Source organism: Ekhidna sp., from assembly GCF_040223195.1.
Classification (GTDB): Bacteria; Bacteroidota; Bacteroidia; order Cytophagales; family Cyclobacteriaceae; genus Ekhidna.
The window spans coordinates 77,774-94,044 of record NZ_JAVKDX010000007.1 but is presented as its reverse complement, the minus strand read 5'-3'; the positions used below and the strand labels follow the sequence as shown (position 1 = coordinate 94,044).

General features: G+C 44.4%; 12 protein-coding genes. 1 reads left to right on the top strand and 11 read right to left on the bottom strand.

The window, feature by feature from the left end; all coding sequences use genetic code 11:
* Positions 1-29: 29 nt before the first annotated feature.
* Positions 30-764: a hypothetical protein gene (locus RLN88_RS03220; RefSeq protein ID WP_350219935.1), complete on the top strand. Its 735-nt coding sequence runs from the start codon at positions 30-32 to the stop codon at positions 762-764.
* A 275-nt stretch (positions 765-1,039) separates the two neighbouring features.
* Here the strand turns inward: RLN88_RS03220 and RLN88_RS03215 are convergent, their stop codons facing one another.
* The 11 genes from RLN88_RS03215 to RLN88_RS03165 form a co-directional block, all read right to left on the bottom strand.
* Entirely contained in the window at positions 1,040-1,705 is a 666-nt protein-coding gene (locus RLN88_RS03215; RefSeq protein WP_350219934.1) for a hypothetical protein, read from the bottom strand.
* Positions 1,706-1,946: 241 nt separating this feature from the next.
* Positions 1,947-2,462 carry a hypothetical protein gene (locus RLN88_RS03210; RefSeq protein ID WP_350219933.1) on the bottom strand — a complete coding sequence of 172 codons (516 nt, stop codon included), beginning with the start codon at positions 2,460-2,462 and terminating at the stop codon, positions 1,947-1,949.
* A 236-nt stretch (positions 2,463-2,698) separates the two neighbouring features.
* Positions 2,699-2,860 carry a hypothetical protein gene (locus RLN88_RS03205; protein WP_350219932.1) on the bottom strand — a complete coding sequence of 54 codons (162 nt, stop codon included), beginning with the start codon at positions 2,858-2,860 and terminating at the stop codon, positions 2,699-2,701.
* A gap of 87 nt (positions 2,861-2,947) precedes the next feature.
* Positions 2,948-3,847, bottom strand: a complete 900-nt coding sequence (locus RLN88_RS03200; protein WP_350219931.1) for an aminotransferase class IV — start codon at positions 3,845-3,847, stop codon at positions 2,948-2,950.
* A gap of 21 nt (positions 3,848-3,868) precedes the next feature.
* Positions 3,869-4,576: a sulfotransferase-like domain-containing protein gene (locus RLN88_RS03195; protein WP_350219930.1), complete on the bottom strand. Its 708-nt coding sequence runs from the start codon at positions 4,574-4,576 to the stop codon at positions 3,869-3,871.
* The gene (locus tag RLN88_RS03190; protein ID WP_350219929.1) at positions 4,577-5,005 is read right to left on the bottom strand and encodes a hypothetical protein; all 429 of its coding nucleotides are present in this window, start codon (positions 5,003-5,005) and stop codon (positions 4,577-4,579) included.
* 84 nt (positions 5,006-5,089) lie between these two features.
* Entirely contained in the window at positions 5,090-5,428 is a 339-nt protein-coding gene (gene trxA, locus RLN88_RS03185; RefSeq protein WP_350220004.1) for a thioredoxin, read from the bottom strand.
* 89 nt (positions 5,429-5,517) lie between these two features.
* Entirely contained in the window at positions 5,518-9,753 is a 4,236-nt protein-coding gene (gene dnaE / locus RLN88_RS03180; protein WP_350219928.1) for a DNA polymerase III subunit alpha, read from the bottom strand.
* A 141-nt stretch (positions 9,754-9,894) separates the two neighbouring features.
* Positions 9,895-12,327, bottom strand: coding sequence for an ABC transporter permease (locus RLN88_RS03175; protein ID WP_350219927.1), 2,433 nt, complete (start codon positions 12,325-12,327; stop codon positions 9,895-9,897).
* 111 nt (positions 12,328-12,438) lie between these two features.
* Positions 12,439-14,877, bottom strand: a complete 2,439-nt coding sequence (locus RLN88_RS03170) for an ABC transporter permease (RefSeq protein WP_350219926.1) — start codon at positions 14,875-14,877, stop codon at positions 12,439-12,441.
* Positions 14,878-14,913: 36 nt separating this feature from the next.
* Complete coding sequence (locus tag RLN88_RS03165) at positions 14,914-16,155, bottom strand: hypothetical protein (RefSeq protein ID WP_350219925.1); 1,242 nt, start codon at positions 16,153-16,155, stop codon at positions 14,914-14,916.
* Between the last annotated feature and the right edge of the window lie 116 nt (positions 16,156-16,271).

Sequence of the window (16,271 nt, the reverse complement as noted above, 5' to 3'; positions counted from 1 at the left end):
TTACAGATTGCACAGATGTGGTATTATAGATGACCAGATCACTCGCCATGAAACCAATTGCTTTTATACTGTTTTTTGTATCAGCCTTGCTTGCCGGTGGCCAAAGTTATGTGGATTCGGGGATTCGACATTTCATGGCTAAGGAATATGATGAGGCCCTGGTAGATTTTGCGGAGGCGGAGAAAGTGAAGGTGATGTTTACTGAGTCTTCTGTTGCAAAAATCTATTTCTATCGGGGATTGATATGGCTGGAGCGTGCAGAGAAGAGGGACTTTGCGGAATCTGATCCGATCAGGCTTGCATATGAAAATCTTTCTGAAGTAGCTGAGCATGATGATAGCTGGGAGGAGCAAATAACAAAGGCCTATGCCCGACTCAATGTTTTGGTCATGGAGCAGGCGGATGCTTACGAAAAACAATCAAAGAAGGCCGATGGAGCAGATGCGAAGACCGAACTGCTGGACAGGCGTATTGAATGCCTGGTTTTTGCCGAAAAGCTTGGAGTGAACTCATCCATTAGTGCTTTGCTAGGGGAGACGAACAAGGAGGCCGGCGACATTATTTTTGAAAACGCTGCTGATCTGGAGGCGATGACTAAAGCAAAAAAGTACTATGAAGAAGCTATCCGGCATTATGAGATTGCCCGGTATGATGACCCGTTCAACAAAAGCACGATCAATACGATCCTGGAGCTGGCCAGAAAACTTGATGACGCTGAAAAAGTAAAAGAGTATACGTTGCTGCTGGATTTGGCGGGGGGGTAACATTGGCATCCTCGTCTACGCAACCCGGTTACAACGAGAACGGGAGGGGATATGACTTTATTGGAACGTCATTCTGGCCTTGTGCCGGAATCTTCAGCTACAGTTGGATTTTGAGGTACGCGTTTCAAACGCGCACCAGCTTAGGTTCCGCAAGTCAAAAACTCCTGCGAGCAGAAGTTGGTAGAAAGCACTGTCGTTTCCCAGCGGCAGATTCACGGGCGAGTTGCACCGAAACCAGCCAGAATGCACCAAGACATATGCCCGATCAGCGTCTGTTATACAAAGTTTTTATTCGATTTCACCTTAGAAAGTATGTTTTTCAGCGCTCTAAACAAGTAATATCTTCTGCTTTCTTTCACACCCATTCCAAATGAGATTCTCCGTTTACCTTCTAGAAGTATTGATCCACCTTGACTACCTGGGTAGTTAAAATTTGATTGTTTTTCTCTTACAGAAGAGATTTCATCCCATGTGAATTTCTTTGTTAGTCCGATGTTCCCTAATCCCGTGAAAGTTTTGCCTCCGTGTTTGTCTAACGTTAGTTCGACTTTACCCCAAATCGCCATTAGAGCGAGACTCCAGAAAATTATAGATCCAATTAAGAAAGGAATTCCAAATAGTGACATGAATGGATCGAATTCACCTTTTGCGAGTTGTGTTCCGTAGATTCCTCCAATTGATCCACCGGACCAAACTACCATGAACGGAACGAGGAAGAATGCGATTGGCGATCGAGTTGTAGCTCCGATAACAAGTTGGTTCATTTCACTTCTTATCCAAGTTCCTTTAGGAGGGTTGTTCAAGTCAAAACCGTCAGAGTTTGAATCGGTTAGGGCATCAGAAATTTTAAAAATGTTGTTGCAACTCTGACACTTTGCGATATCAGTTTGAACGTTTATGTTTTCGTTCAGAATTTCATTGTTACAGTTCGGACAGTTCATGCAGTAAATTTTGTATAACGCTAAGCTAGCAGGAGTGCGCCCCGAGCTTAGCAAGTTCCGATAAAACTAATGAATCAGCCGGTGCTTCCAAAGTATCAGAGTGGCACTGCGTTCAGAAAGTGAAAAATCCTGCAAACTGAAGTCATTATAAAGCACCGACCTTTCCCAGCGGCAGATATCACGGTCGAGTTGCACTGAAATCAGCCAGAAGGCACCTAGACATATGCCCGATCAGCGTCTGTTACATGTCGGTATTTTCGGCCTTCAGTTTCTTGAGCACTTTGTAGTTTGGAATAGTCATTAGAGCGAATACAGCACCAAATCCGAATACTGCGAAAATGTAAGTTAGTCCGTTAAATATACCGTTCTGTTCAGGTGCGATTGACTGGAAAGCTTCGAGATAGGGGATGCTGGCTATCGAGTAAGCAATTACCCAAATTGTAGATGCTATAAGTATTCCTGTTTGGATTGCGATTCGTTGTTCATGAAGCCGTTCATATGCGTATGAAAAAGCAACCATGCCGAGTCCAATAATTATCAATAGTGGCATGTAGGTTGTCCAGATGTTCTGAAGAATCTCAAAAGTCCGGTTGAACCCTTCAAATTCCTCATCCTTTGGGAAGTTGCTCATAGTTGAGTTCATCAGAGTTAGCCCGAAGAAGCACCATGCTCCAATTCCGGCGTAGAATAGTCCGACTGTTCGAATGATTTTCTTGGGTTCTTTTTTAAAGAGTTCTTTGGAAAGTATTGATTTCATATGATCAAGGTGCAACTGACATGTAACATTAATGTAACGCGCACTGTGCGCGTTATTTTTCTTATACATTTTTTAAGTGCGGTTCATCTAACTAACTGACTTACAGTTACAAAATCAATTATTTATCGTTTGTAAGCGTTTGTTGTTGCCTGCCTGCCGGCAAAGGCAGGAATATAATACGCACTCTTAAAAATATAAGCCACTTTCAAATATACCTGTTTTGGAATTTTAAAGGATTACTTATCCAGAATCCTCAACTTGGCAAAGCTCAGCAGCAGCGTTTTCTCTCCGGCTTGTTCAAAATCCACTTTGGCTTTCTTATTGGCACCTTGCTCGTCTATCTCGGTCACCACGCCAAAGCCTACACGAAAAGCTGAGGGAGATTTACTAAAAACCATCCATGACTATCACTACGTTGATGTCGTAACAACCCACTATCCGGTGGTACTAGTTACTTCAAGCCAGGGTGTATATGTTTCAAAACTTCACAACCTCTCACACCTTTCCCCCAGCTGCTCAAACATAAAAATGGAAAGCTGCTCCCGCATGTCTGAGCCAGTCACACTTTCGATCTTTCGTCCGTCTATTTCCACCACTGGGGTAAGCTCACCCATGGTACCGGTCGCAAATACTTCATCGGCATTGTAAAACTCCACCAGGCTCAGGTCTTTTTCATGGCAGGGGATGCCGTTGATGTGGGCTAGTTCTATGACAAATGAGCGCGTGATCCCATGAAGGCAGGCATTGGCGTAAGGGGTGTAGAGTATGCCGTCTTTCACCAGGAAGAGGTTGGTATCGTTTAGCTCTGCCACAAACCCTCGCTCATCGAGCATGATCGCAGCATCCACGCCGGCCACATTGGCCTGGATCTTAGCAAGGATGTTATTGAGCAGATTGCTGTGATGGATTTTGGAATCGAGAAATTGTGGGCCGTTTCTCCGTTGGGTGGAGGTGATTACCCGGATGCCGGTTTCATTGTCATAGACCAGGGGCTTCCACTCTGCCAGCACAATCAGGCAACTTCCCTTCTGATTAAGACGCGGATCCATCCCGGAAGTCACTTTTTCTCCCCGGCTCAGTGTCAGCCGTATATGCACATCTTGCGTCATCTTGTTGGCTTCCAGCGTCTGCTTGATTGCCTTCTTCACAAAGTCCCTGGTGGGGACATGAGCAAAGTGCAGGGCTTTGGCCGACTCATACATCCGATCCAGATGCCTCTCCAGATGCAGGATACCTTCCTTATAAACCCGAAGACCTTCCCATACTGTATCTCCCCCCTGCACGGAGCTGTCAAATACGGAGACTTTTGCTTCATTTCGGTGATACAATTGATCACCCACCCATACCTGTATGTCTTTGTTTTTAGGATTGTATTGCTGCAGCATAATAATGATTGGAACTTTTGATTAAATATAGCTTTTCAGTTTTTCATAATAGGGAAGGGCCTCCAGATATAGTGGTTTGCAATGATCGGGGAGAGGCCGTTCGCTGGTTTTTTGTTTTGCAAATCCGGTGGATTGATGCACATTCTTGTACCAATATTTAGCCCATATGCCATCTTCCACTATTGGGCCAGCCTTCCATGACAGCATTTGAGGCTCGAATGGAATGCCGATTTTTCCACACAGTTCTTCCAGTCCAGACTGAGGGTCGGGAAGGATGCCATTCGAGTCGATGACAATGGGAGCGTGGTTTCCATGATCTATGACATAGTCCAGAAGTTGAGCTTCGTGCTTCAAACCAATATCCTGAAGGGTGGGATTGGGGATCACCTGAGAAAAAGAAGCAATTAGCTGCCTGGGATTACGAATCAAAAATACATTGATCATGTCTTTCAGGTAGCTCCAGTCCAGGCCCTCGTGATGGTGAGACATGTTTTTAAGAAATAGGATGTCATAAGATTTTGCGAGCCGGTTTATCTCATCCAGCACCTCATTGGCATCAGCAGCCATGCTTTCGATGATTTCTTTCCTTCCCGGATGATCCAGTCCGGTTTGGATGAGATAGTGTGCGTAGAAAGGCTCATCCACCACTTTGGTGTCACTTCGCTGAGCGAAGGAGTACATGAGAGCGGTAGAGATATTCCTTGGGCCTGAAATGAGATTGAGGATCATTTATTGCCCACCATCAGGTTCCTCTTCTTTCATTTCCTCCATTCGTTGCTTCCTCTTATCTATCATCTCCTGTCTCCTCGATTTCATTCGCTCCCGTTGGGCTGTTCGCTGCATCATCTCATATTTTTCCCATTGTGCAGCAAAGATGAATTCCTTCAGTTCAGCATCTCTGTCTTTTTGGATTTTACGCACCCGCATCATTCGCTGACGATTCTCCAGTGAATCAAGCTTTTCTATCTGCGCCAATTGCGGATAATACCTATCATTGACTTCTTTCCATTTGGCGAACTGTTCATCGGAAAGCTTCAGTTCTGCCTTTACCTGCTCCATGCTATCGTACCGGATTTCGAAATCTTCCATCATCCCTGGTCGCTGAGCCTTCACAAATGAAAAGGTGAATATCAGCAGTAAGACTAGTGTATATCTCATTTTATTTTTTTGAGTAAAGATTGATATAAAAAACAAAAGCCCCAATACCATGGGCATTGAGGCTTAGAGATTTTTTACTTTGGCTTAGGCCATCTGTGCGGTTAGCTTATCGCTCAATACATTTTTAGGAACTGCGCCTATTTGCTTGTCTACAATCTCGCCATTCTTGAATACAAGAAGGGTGGGGATGGATCGGATACCGAACTTAGCAGATACTTCCGGATTAGCATCCACATCTACCTTTCCGATTACTGCCTTTCCTTCAAAATCACTCGCCAATTCTTCCACCACAGGGCCAATCATTTTACATGGTCCACACCACTCTGCCCAGAAGTCAACCAACACCGGCTGATCAGAATTGATGATTTCTTCAAAGTTGCTATCCGTAATTTCTACTGCTTTTGCCATTGTATTATTATTGATTTTTTTGATTGCTTGAGATTCGAACACAAAAGTAATTTGAATAGTTTATTCTGATCACTTAAAAGTTTGGATTGTTGCACACTTGACACTTAGTTCTTTTGAAGCAATACCCGGTACTTGACCTCATCAATGCCTTCCAATTCTTTGATCAGCTCATCTGTGGGGTCAATGGTAAACTTCCTACTCAGCATTTCGAGGTTGATCGCTCGCTCTTCATAAACCCCAACCAACGACATTTTTAATAGTGATTTTCCTGGAAATTTTTCAGCAATTCGTTCAACTTCGTCAACAATTACAGCATTAACGTCCTCCAGGCGCAACTTAAGTTCGAGTCCTTTTGTCATCTTTTCACGTATCTCACTCAGGTGCTCAATGTTCTGAATTTTGAATTCCAGCTCTTCACTGTTCCAGCGGTTCTGAATATTGCCTGAGATATAAAGAAACCACCCTTTCTCAAGCATCGGTTTGAACTTGAGGTAATCCTGGGAGAAGAGGTAAAAGGTGTAGTTGTCGTTGAAATCCTCTAGGGTAAACTGTCCGAATGGATTGCCCTTTTTAGAAGTCCGGTGCTGGACGTCACTCACTATCCCGCCAATTCGGATATTGCCATTCCCTTGCAACTTTTCAAGCTCTGACAGCTGGTGTATGCCAGCATTAGTGAGATGATCCATCTCAAATTTGAATTGATTGAGCGGATGGCCTGAGATGTAAAGACCAACCATTTCCTTCTCAATGTTCAACTTCTCGATCTGACCATACGGCTCAATTCTGCCAACTTTAGGTTTGGCAATGTCTGTTCCGGACGAGCCTCCAAACAGGGAAGACTGATTACTAGCTTCCTCTTCTTGCATACGGTTGGCATACTTGATAGCCTTTTCAATGAGCGAAGTGTTCTCATCATCAGGATCCACATATTGACGTCTGTGGTAGTCCTGAAAACAGTCAAAAGCTCCAGCTTTTGCAAGACTTTCAAACGATTTTTTATTCACCGTTCGGAGATTGACTCGCTTTGCAAAATCAAAGATATCTTCAAACGGACCGTTGGCATCCCGCTCCTCAATGATAGCCTGAACTGCAGACTCGCCCGTTCCTTTGATGGCACCCATCCCGAAACGAATTTCTCCTTCGGCATTTACAGCAAAGTCTTTTTGGGATTCATTGACGTGAGGCCCCAATACCGGAATGTTTCGGTTCTTACACTCCTCCATGAAGAAGCTCACCTTGTCTATGCTGCTTTGATTGTGCGTGAGTACAGAGGCCATATACTCTGCCGGATAATTTGCTTTGAGATAGCCCGTGTGATAAGCCACCACCGAATAGCACGTACTGTGAGATTTATTGAAGGCATACGCTGCAAAAGCTTCCCAGTCGGTCCATACCTTTTCAAGTTTATCCTCAGGGTGCCCCTTGGCCTTGGCCTGCTCGATGAATTTGGGCTTCATCTCATCAAGGACATCCCTCTTTTTCTTACCCATCGCTTTTCGCAATACATCTGCCTCACCTTTTGTAAATCCAGCAAGAGACTGGGATAAGAGCATCACCTGCTCCTGATAGACTGTAATTCCGTAGGTTTCGGCCAGGTATTCCTCCATCTCGGGGATATCGTAGGAGATGTTTTCCTTGCCATGCTTCCGGGCGATGAAGTTGGGGATATATTCCATCGGACCGGGACGATACAGGGCGTTCATGGCGATCAGGTCTTCGAACTTATCCGGCTTAAGCGCACGCAGGTGTTTCTGCATGCCGGGTGACTCAAACTGAAACGTACCGTTGGTTTCTCCTCGTTGATAGAGCTCGTACGTTTTTTGGTCATCCAGCGGAATGGAGTCAATGTCAATCTTAATCCCATGCCGCTTTTCGATATTTTCAACAGCCGTTTTAATGATGGACAAAGTTTTCAAACCCAGAAAGTCCATCTTCAGCATTCCTGCAGCTTCAACTACACTGTTGTCAAATTGGGTGACAAGAAGTTCGGAATCCTTAGACTTGGCCAAAGGAACAAACTTGCTCATGTCATCCGGGGTGATGATCACACCGCAGGCATGGATACCGGTGTTACGAAGAGACCCCTCTAAAACGACCGCCTGATTCAATACCTGAGAGGGGAGGTCTTTCCCTTTTCTCAGTTCTTCCAGCTCTTTTACTTCCTCAAAAACCTTAGTGAATTTAGTGCCAGGTCGTTCCGGCACCAGCTTGGCTATAGCATCTGTTTCAGGCAGTGAAAGCTCCATCACTCTACCTGCATCCCGGATAGCAGATTTGGGAGCCATCGTACCGTACGTAATGATCTGCGCCACCTGATCAAAACCATACTTGTCAATCACATATTTGATCACTTTTTCCCTTCCTTCATTGTCAAAGTCAATGTCAATATCGGGAAGAGACACCCTGTCCGGATTCAGAAAACGCTCAAAAAGGAGATCGTAGGCTATGGGATCAACATTAGTGATCCCAATACAGTAGGCCACCACCGATCCGGCAGCTGATCCCCTGCCAGGGCCAACGGCCACACCCATTTCCCGGGCTTTGGCGGTGAAATCCTGCACGATGAGGAAGTAGCCGGGATATCCGGTATTGGCGATGGTTTCCAACTCAAAATCTATTCGTTCCCGAATCTCATCGGTCAACTCCGGATAACGTTTTTTAGCACCCAGGTAGGTGAGGTGGCGCAGGTAAGCATTTTCACCTCTTTTTCCTCCGTCTTTCTCGTCTTCAGGGTTTTTAAATTCATCAGGTATGCCGAAAGCGGGGAGGAGGACATCACGTTCAAGGGAATATTCCTCAATCTTATCTACCAGCTCAGAGATATTTTCAATTGCTTCCGGTACATCGCCAAAAGCTTCCTTCATTTCCTGCTGACTCTTGAAGTAGTAATTATCGTTGGGTAAACCGGGGCGGAATCCTCTTCCCCGACCAATTGGGGTGCTTTGTTTCTCATTTTCCTTGATGCAGATCAGTACATCGTGGGCTTTCGCATCGTCCTTATCGAGGTAGAAATACTCATTGGCTGCAATCAGCTTGATGTTGTGTTTTGCTGCAAAGCCAGCCAGGATTTCATTGAGTCTATTTTCTTCCTCCAGCCCGTGACGGTTTAGTTCCAGATAGAAGTCATCGCCAAAAAGTCCTTTCCAATAAAGGACGGCTTCCTCAGCTTGCGTTTCACCCACATTGAGAACAAGGTGAGGGATTTCACCTCCCAGACTACCACTGAGGGCGATCAAATCCCCCTTGTATTGTTCAATGAGTGCTTTGTCGATACGCGGATAGAGGCCATAGTTTCCTTCTTTATAGGCAATGGAGCTTAGCTTGATTAGGTTTTCGTATCCTTTTTTCGTTTTTGCCAAGAGTACCTGCCTGAATCGCTTGTCTGGATTGTCTTTGGTGAATTGAAGCTTCTGTCTTTCCTCAGCTACATAAAATTCGCATCCGATGATTGGCTTGATACCTGCACCTTTGGCAGCCCGCACGAATTTGAATGCACCGAACATATTGCCTAAATCCGTAATGGCCACAGCCGGCATGTCGTAGGCTTTGGCTTTGGCAATGATGGCCCCCACATCTGGTGTGGCTTGCAGCACCGAAAACTGCGAGTGCCCATGCAGGTGGCAAAAGGCCTCTTTGATATCTTCTGCCTTTACTTCTTCCGAGCCGAGCTTGCCAGAAGATTTTTCTCTCTTGGTGGCAAAGTTGGCAGCATCCAGATTGGGAGATTCGTAAGAAATGTCCGACGGATTTGTTTCATCAATGGTAGGGATGATGGATCGCTTCAAGCACTCGAAGAAGGCTTTTGCGGTAGCATCTACATCGTATGCAGCATCATGTGCATCTGCAAATGGTTCTCCGAAGAGTTTCTCATAAAGTTCGATGAGCTTTGGTGATTTTAGCTTTCCGCCGGGCCCTCCTTCCAGCTGGCAAAACTCCTTAGTGTCTTCAGCCGTGTCGATATTTTTTGCATCGGCAAGCAGGTTCTCCTTATTGGTTCTCAGGTATTCCGCACCTATGATCTTGTTGTCAAACTCAATGTTGTGACCTACCAGAACTTCGGCTCGTTTCACATCGCCCGAAAACTTATCGAGAACCCCGACTAAATCTTCACCGACATCCAGCGCTCGCTGGGTGGAGATGCCGTGTACCTTTTCTGCATTGAATGGGATTGTGAAGCCTTCAGGCCTGATGATGTGGTTGCCGGTGGATAGTAGTTTACCCGTTGCATCGTGTAGCTGCCATGCGATTTGAACGAGCCTGGGCCAATTGTCCAGATCCTCCACCGGTGCTGTTTTGTTATGAGGAAGTCCGGTGGTTTCTGTATCGAAAATGAGGTACATAGGAGGTGGATTATATTCACTTCAAAATAACACAAAGCGAACCGATGTGGAATAAAAAAAGCCCCGAAGAATCGGGGCTGTGGATAACTTGTGGATACGTGGATAACTGTTTAATGATATTATCTAATGATTAAACAAGTGTTACTCATCCTTTAGAGACTGTGCAGGATTGACCCTTGCGGCTTTCCAGGATTGAAAGCTGATGGTAATCCATGCAATAGTCAATGCTGCAATCCCTGAAATGATATAGGTTGATGGTTTCAAATCCGTTCGGTATGCAAAATCATCAAGCCAGTAGTTCATCGCAAATGAAGCTACCGGAATGGCTATCACGAAGGAGATCACCACCAGTTTGATGAAGTTTTTGGAAAGCAGGTTGACAATGCTGGAAACGGAGGCACCCAGAGTTTTTCGGATTCCGATTTCCTTGGTTTTTTGCTCGGCAGTAAAGGCGGCCAGACCAAATAATCCCAGGCATGCGATAAGGATGGTAAGCACAGCAAATACAGAGAATATTTGTCCCACCTTTTGCTCAGACTCATACATTAAGTCAAATCGTTGATCCATGAATTGGTACTCAAAAGGTTGTCCCGGCACAAAATCGTCCCACGTTGATTCCAAATGCGCAACGGTCTCGTCAAGGTTTTCCATTTGGACCTTGAAGAGCGCAAACCCGGCGTTTTGTCCTAAATGGAGGACGAGTGGCTCAATGTTGTTTCGCAGGGATTTGTAATGAAAATCCTTTACCACACCGACAATCCTAAATCCTTCGATGGTCGGATTGTCATCCGGTCCATCATGGGTATAGAGCTTTGATCCTACTGGGTTGTCATATCCAAATCTTTGCACGGCCGTCTCATTGATGATCACCGCCATGGTATCACTGGCAAATTCCCTGGAAAAGAACCGTCCTTCTTTCATGGTAATCCCCATGGTGCTCAAAAAATCATGATCTACGGTGGCAGTTCCTATCACCAGACTTTCATCAGAAGCCGCCGTAGCATTTTTGAAATACAGGTTTGAGTTGTTGTAATTTCCTGCTGGAATGAAACTGGTCAATGTGCTGCTGATCACTTTGGAATTTCTGGAAGCTTCATTTTTGTAAGCTTCTGCCTGATCCCTGAGAATCCAGGCGTCATTCACCATCAGGATTTGTTCCTTGTCATACCCCAGCTTTTTGTTCTGGATAAATGAGAGCTGATCAAATACGATGGCTGTGCCAATGATCATGATGATGGAAATGGAAAACTGAAACACCACCAATGCGCTTCTGATGGGCCCACTTTTCAATCCCTGACGAATGGTGCCCTTTAATACTTCTACAGGCTTAAACATGGTCATGTAGAATGCAGGGTAGCTGCCGGCCAGCAGCCCTACCAAAATCATAATTCCTACCATGAAAAGAATGTACTGAGCGTCTAGCAGGCTTGTAAATGAAAGCTCTTTGCCTGCCAGTATATTGAATCCCGGAATGGCTAGAAACGAAATAATGTAAGCGAAAATGAATGCAATGAAACAGATTACCATCGCTTCGGAAATGAACTGATTGATCAGTTGCTTTTTGAATGCGCCCATGGCTTTTCTCACGCCTACTTCCTTGGCCCTGCTGGCAGATCGCGCTGTGGCCAGGTTCATGAAATTGATGCAAGCCAGTAGCAAAATAAAGAGTGCTACTGCAGAGAAAATGTAGATATACTTGATGTCTCCATTTGCTTCCAATTCTTCTGATTTGTTGGAGTGGAGGTGGATATCCTTTAGCGGAAAAATAGGGAAGGCAAGGGCATTGCCACTATTCCTGAATTCTTCCAGATTCATATTTAAAAACTGCTCAATCAGTGGCCCACAGTACGTTTCGATCATATCAGGAATTTTGGCTTCCAATTCCTGAATAGTAGCTCCTTCATCTAATTTGATGTAGGTGTTAAAGTTTGTGCTCAGCCAGTTTTGATTGTTTGTCCACTCAAATGAACTCATGGAGAGCATTACATTGTGATGGAAATGGGTATTTTCAGGAATATCTTGATAAACCGCCACCACTTCATAGTCTGTTCTGTTATCAAGTACCACAACTTCTCCCACTGGATTGATATCTCCAAAAATCTTCTTAGAGGTAGAGAGGTCTATGGCCAATGTGTTTGGTCTGGCCAGTGTATTTTCAGGATTACCATAAACAAGGGGGAGGCCAAAAAATGAAAAGACATTGGAATCGGCGAGAAGAACGTGCTCTTCTTTAAATGTCTCTGTTTCTCCTTGTCTCTTGATAAACCAGTTTCCGGAATTACGAACCCTTACTGCATCCACTACTTCAGGATAGTCATTTTTCATGGCCACACCTGTAGGTGCCCCTACGTTTGCGGAAACATGATCTGATCCATTTAGTGTGGCAAAGAAATCGACTCGATAGGTTCTATCTGCATCAGCAAGATGTTTATCATAGCTTAGCTCATCCTTGATGAACAGTGAAATAAGCATGAAGCAGGCTAATCCAATGGCCAATCCGAAAATGTTGAGAAATGAATAAAACTTGTGTTTTCTGAGGTTTCTCAGTGCGACGTTTAGGTAGTTTTTGAGCATGATAGTCCTTTTTGGTTACTATATAAGATGCATTTTTTCCCCAAAGGTTGCTTATAGTAAAAAAGCCCATCTCTAAATGGAGATGGGCTGTAGTAGAAGCAATAGGTGAAATTATTCGTCTTTGAGCGATTTGGCCGGATTGACCCTGGCCGCATTCCATGACTGGAAGCTCATGGTGACCCATGCAATCACCAGAGCCACGATTCCAGCCAATATGAAAACCATAACGTTGATATTGGTTCTGTTCTCGAAATCTTGCAGCCATTCGTTCATGACATAGTAGGAGATAGGTGCCGCTATCAAAAATGCGATTCCAACGAGCTTTAAGAATTCTTTGGATAGCAATGTGATGATACTTGCGATGGAAGCACCCAATACCTTACGCACACCAATCTCTTTTCTTCGTTGCTCGGCTGTGAAGGCTGCCAGCCCGTAGAGTCCAAGGCACGCGATGAAGATGGCAAGGAAGGCGAAGATCCCGAAGATCTTACCCAGCTTTTGCTCAGTTTTATACATTTCATTGAATCGCTCATCAAGGAAGCTGTATTCGAATGGCTGGCTAGGAGCAAATTCATTCCATTTTTCCTCCAAAAAGTTGACGGTGGCGGGAATGTTTTCGCTTGATATCTTGAATGATACGAATCCTCTGCTTCTTCCCAACTCAAAAATCAATGGCTCGATTTGATCTCTAAGTGAGGTGAAGTTGAAATCCTTCACCACTCCAATTACTTTATAAGAAACAGTGTAAATACTATCACCAAATCCATCATAAGTTGATAAGGTCTGACCAATCACTTCCTCTTCTGTCCATCCTAGTTTGTGCATTGCTGCTTCATTCAATACGATTGTGCTACTATCACTTGGATAGTCTTTGGAAAAGCTGCGGCCTGTTTTCATCTCAATTCCTAATGTTTCCATGTAGTCATGATCTACTCGATATTCATGGAAAATGTAGGTTTCACTTTTTGATGCGCTAGAGCCTGGAAACCACGCATTGTTGTTATCTGCGGTTTGTACCGGTAAGAAACTCGACATGGTGCCGGCCAGGATATTGGCATGCTGAAGCGCTTCATTTTTGTATGAGTCAGATTGGTCTCCCATCAGCCACGGATCGTGAATCATCAGGATGTGGTCCTTGCTGTAACCCAGCTTCTTATTTTGGATATAGGAGAGTTGCTCGTACACGATGGCCGTGCCAATGATCATAATGATGCTTACACAAAACTGGAGCACTACCAAGGTACTTCTCAATCCACCACCTTTCAATCCGAGGTTTAGCTTTCCTTTCAATACTTCCACGGGCCTGAATTTTGAAAGGAAAAAAGCCGGATAGCTTCCAGCTAGAAAGCCAACAGTGATCAAAACGCATATCATAATCAGGATAAATGCCGGGCTTAGCAGGTTATTGAAAACCATTTCCTTATCTGCGAGGGTATTGAACTGACTCAATAGAAGGAAGGAAAGTGCATACGCAATTAGGATTGAGATGAGTGTGATAAGAAATGCCTCTGTCAAAAACTGCTTTCTTAGCTGGCTTTTGTGTGCGCCCATCACTTTTCTCACTCCCACTTCTTTTGCCCTGCCAGCCGACCTGGCGGTGGAAAGGTTCATAAAATTGATGCAGGCAAGAATCAGAATAAACAGTGCTATCGCAGTGAAGATGAGCACATACTTCATGTCTCCATTCACCTCAATCTCACCAAGTTTGTCAGATTTTAAGTGAATGTCTTTGAGTGGAAAAAGGTAAAACCCTGCCCTGTTTCCACCTTCGTAAAATTCTTCTAAAGTGGCACCCATGAATTTTTCTATCTCCGGGCCAATGTACTTTTCGATCAGGTCAGGAAACTTTGCTTCGAGCAGATTTGGATCGTACTCTTCCTGCAGTTTCAGGTAGGTATTGAAATTGAAGCTCATCCACATTTGAGACTGTGCCTCTTCCCGGCTCTCCATCGAAAGCATCATATTGAAAGAAAAGTGGGAATTGGAAGGCATGTCTGCGTAGACACCTGTGACTTCCCAGTCATCACTATTATCAAGTACCACGATCTTTCCTATGGGGTCTTCATCTCCAAACACCTTATCAGCCAATGATTGACTGATAACTAGCGTATTTGGTCTTTCCAGGCATGTTTCAGGATTGCCATTCAGCAGCTCGAAATCCCAGAAAGTAAAGAAATTCTTATCTGCATAAACTACATCGTCCTCGTTATAGGCGTTTTCCGTATCCTTTTTCTTGATGATCCAGTTCCCTGAGCTTCTCAGCCTGGTAGCATCTTCCACTTCCGGAAACTCTATTGGCATAGTAGGTCCGGCGGGAGCACTGGCCAGCGCTGTGATAAACTCAGACCCATTGATGTTCCCGGTGAAATCCATCCGATAAATTCGATCTGCATCCGAGTGAAATGAATCATAGCTCAATTCATCCACGACATAGAGGGAGATCATCAGGAAGCAGGTGAGGCCAATGGAAAGCCCGAGAATGTTGATCAGTGAATAGAACTTATGCTTGAAAAGGTTGCGCAGGGCAACATTGAAATAATTCTTTAACATGGCTATTTGAGTTTTTGTCCTTTGAGTTTAGTCTGATTAGTCCAGGGAGATTTTTTCCACCCGATCCCACGGCACATAGACCCTGTCTGAGTCCGTTTTGATCAAGATGCCCAGGTTTTTGTCTGATACATCCTGGCTATCTTCGAGGATCAAATTGTCTCCGCTTTTCAGCGTTACTGTTGCGGCGTAGGAGCTTCTTGGCGAGATTTCTGAAATATTGCTGAATGGAATGATGAACTTCACATCATCGTCCTCACCGTTTAGCAATTCAAATGTGTATTCCTCATCCAGATCAAAGATGATTTCGCCAGAGTGACGATCACCATTATCTACCACCACAGAGCCTGAAATCTTTTTTGGAGATGCAAAAGAGCTATAAGATGGACCGCTATTTGGGGCATCCCGAAAGGTTACCTTGTCAAATTCGTCCCATTCGATATCTACACGTCCAAGTCCGTTTACAGTCACGATAATGCCCTTATTGTCATCATCCACATCGTTTGTTCCTTTCAGGTCAAGCGTCCTTCCTGATTTAAGTTTTACGATGCTGCTATTGTATCCATCTCGTTCAATAGATTCTATTTTGTCAAAAGCGATTTCATAATCATCACCATCTTCTTCACCGTCAAGCACGTCTGTTCCCACACGTTCGTCATGGTCCCACTGCACAAATCCGGTGAATTCGCCAAGGTCACAGACCACCGTCCCATAAAGAGGTTCACCAAATTTTTCATCTAGTCTAGCCGGGGTAGGGAGAAACTCTATCTTGTCAATGTTACTCCAGGAGAGTCTGATGTTGCCCATTTCTCTATCAAGCACAGTGATTTTTGCTCCAATATCATTGTAGCCGCTCCCATCCACATCTATGAATTCACCATTTTTTAACTCTACCTCAACTCTATCGTTGGAGCGAACCCTGAGGGATTTCAGGTTGCCAAATTGTGTGGAAAATTCATGGACAAACCGATTGTCATTGTCGTCCCAGGTAATATTTACAAACCTTGATACAATGTTATCATCATCGTATCGGTCTTCCAGATTATCTAGTTCCCTGTTGGATAGATAGTCCAGGTTTTTATTTTCCCGTTTTGAAGCATTGAACATATCGGTCCAATAAACTTCCTCCTTGCCCCATCTTAGCGGGCCCTCGTATTCTTCACCATCTTCTGTGATGACTTTTCCATAGATAAAGCCTTCATCCTGAGCCTGGGCAATAAATAATAGAAGGAATGCCAGTAGAGAGGTTCCAATTCTTGAAATGTTCATTAGTCGTGTCATAGTATTTGAGTTTAGGTCTTCTTTGTGGGTTTGATGCTGCCTAAAGACAAAAGGTTGCATCAAAGGTTTCTTTTTGTTTGTATTAGTTAGTACTTGTTAATACCAAGTACATACGG

Coding starts and splice junctions, on each gene's coding strand:
- RLN88_RS03220 (WP_350219935.1), top strand. CDS start 30: ATGACCAGATCACTCGCCATGAAACCAATTGCTTTTATACTGTTTTTT.
- RLN88_RS03215 (WP_350219934.1), bottom strand. CDS start 1,705: ATGAACTGTCCGAACTGTAACAATGAAATTCTGAACGAAAACATAAAC.
- RLN88_RS03210 (WP_350219933.1), bottom strand. CDS start 2,462: ATGAAATCAATACTTTCCAAAGAACTCTTTAAAAAAGAACCCAAGAAA.
- RLN88_RS03205 (WP_350219932.1), bottom strand. CDS start 2,860: ATGGTTTTTAGTAAATCTCCCTCAGCTTTTCGTGTAGGCTTTGGCGTG.
- RLN88_RS03200 (WP_350219931.1), bottom strand. CDS start 3,847: ATGCTGCAGCAATACAATCCTAAAAACAAAGACATACAGGTATGGGTG.
- RLN88_RS03195 (WP_350219930.1), bottom strand. CDS start 4,576: ATGATCCTCAATCTCATTTCAGGCCCAAGGAATATCTCTACCGCTCTC.
- RLN88_RS03190 (WP_350219929.1), bottom strand. CDS start 5,005: ATGAGATATACACTAGTCTTACTGCTGATATTCACCTTTTCATTTGTG.
- dnaE (WP_350219928.1), bottom strand. CDS start 9,753: ATGTACCTCATTTTCGATACAGAAACCACCGGACTTCCTCATAACAAA.
- RLN88_RS03175 (WP_350219927.1), bottom strand. CDS start 12,327: ATGCTCAAAAACTACCTAAACGTCGCACTGAGAAACCTCAGAAAACAC.
- RLN88_RS03170 (WP_350219926.1), bottom strand. CDS start 14,877: ATGTTAAAGAATTATTTCAATGTTGCCCTGCGCAACCTTTTCAAGCAT.
- RLN88_RS03165 (WP_350219925.1), bottom strand. CDS start 16,155: ATGACACGACTAATGAACATTTCAAGAATTGGAACCTCTCTACTGGCA.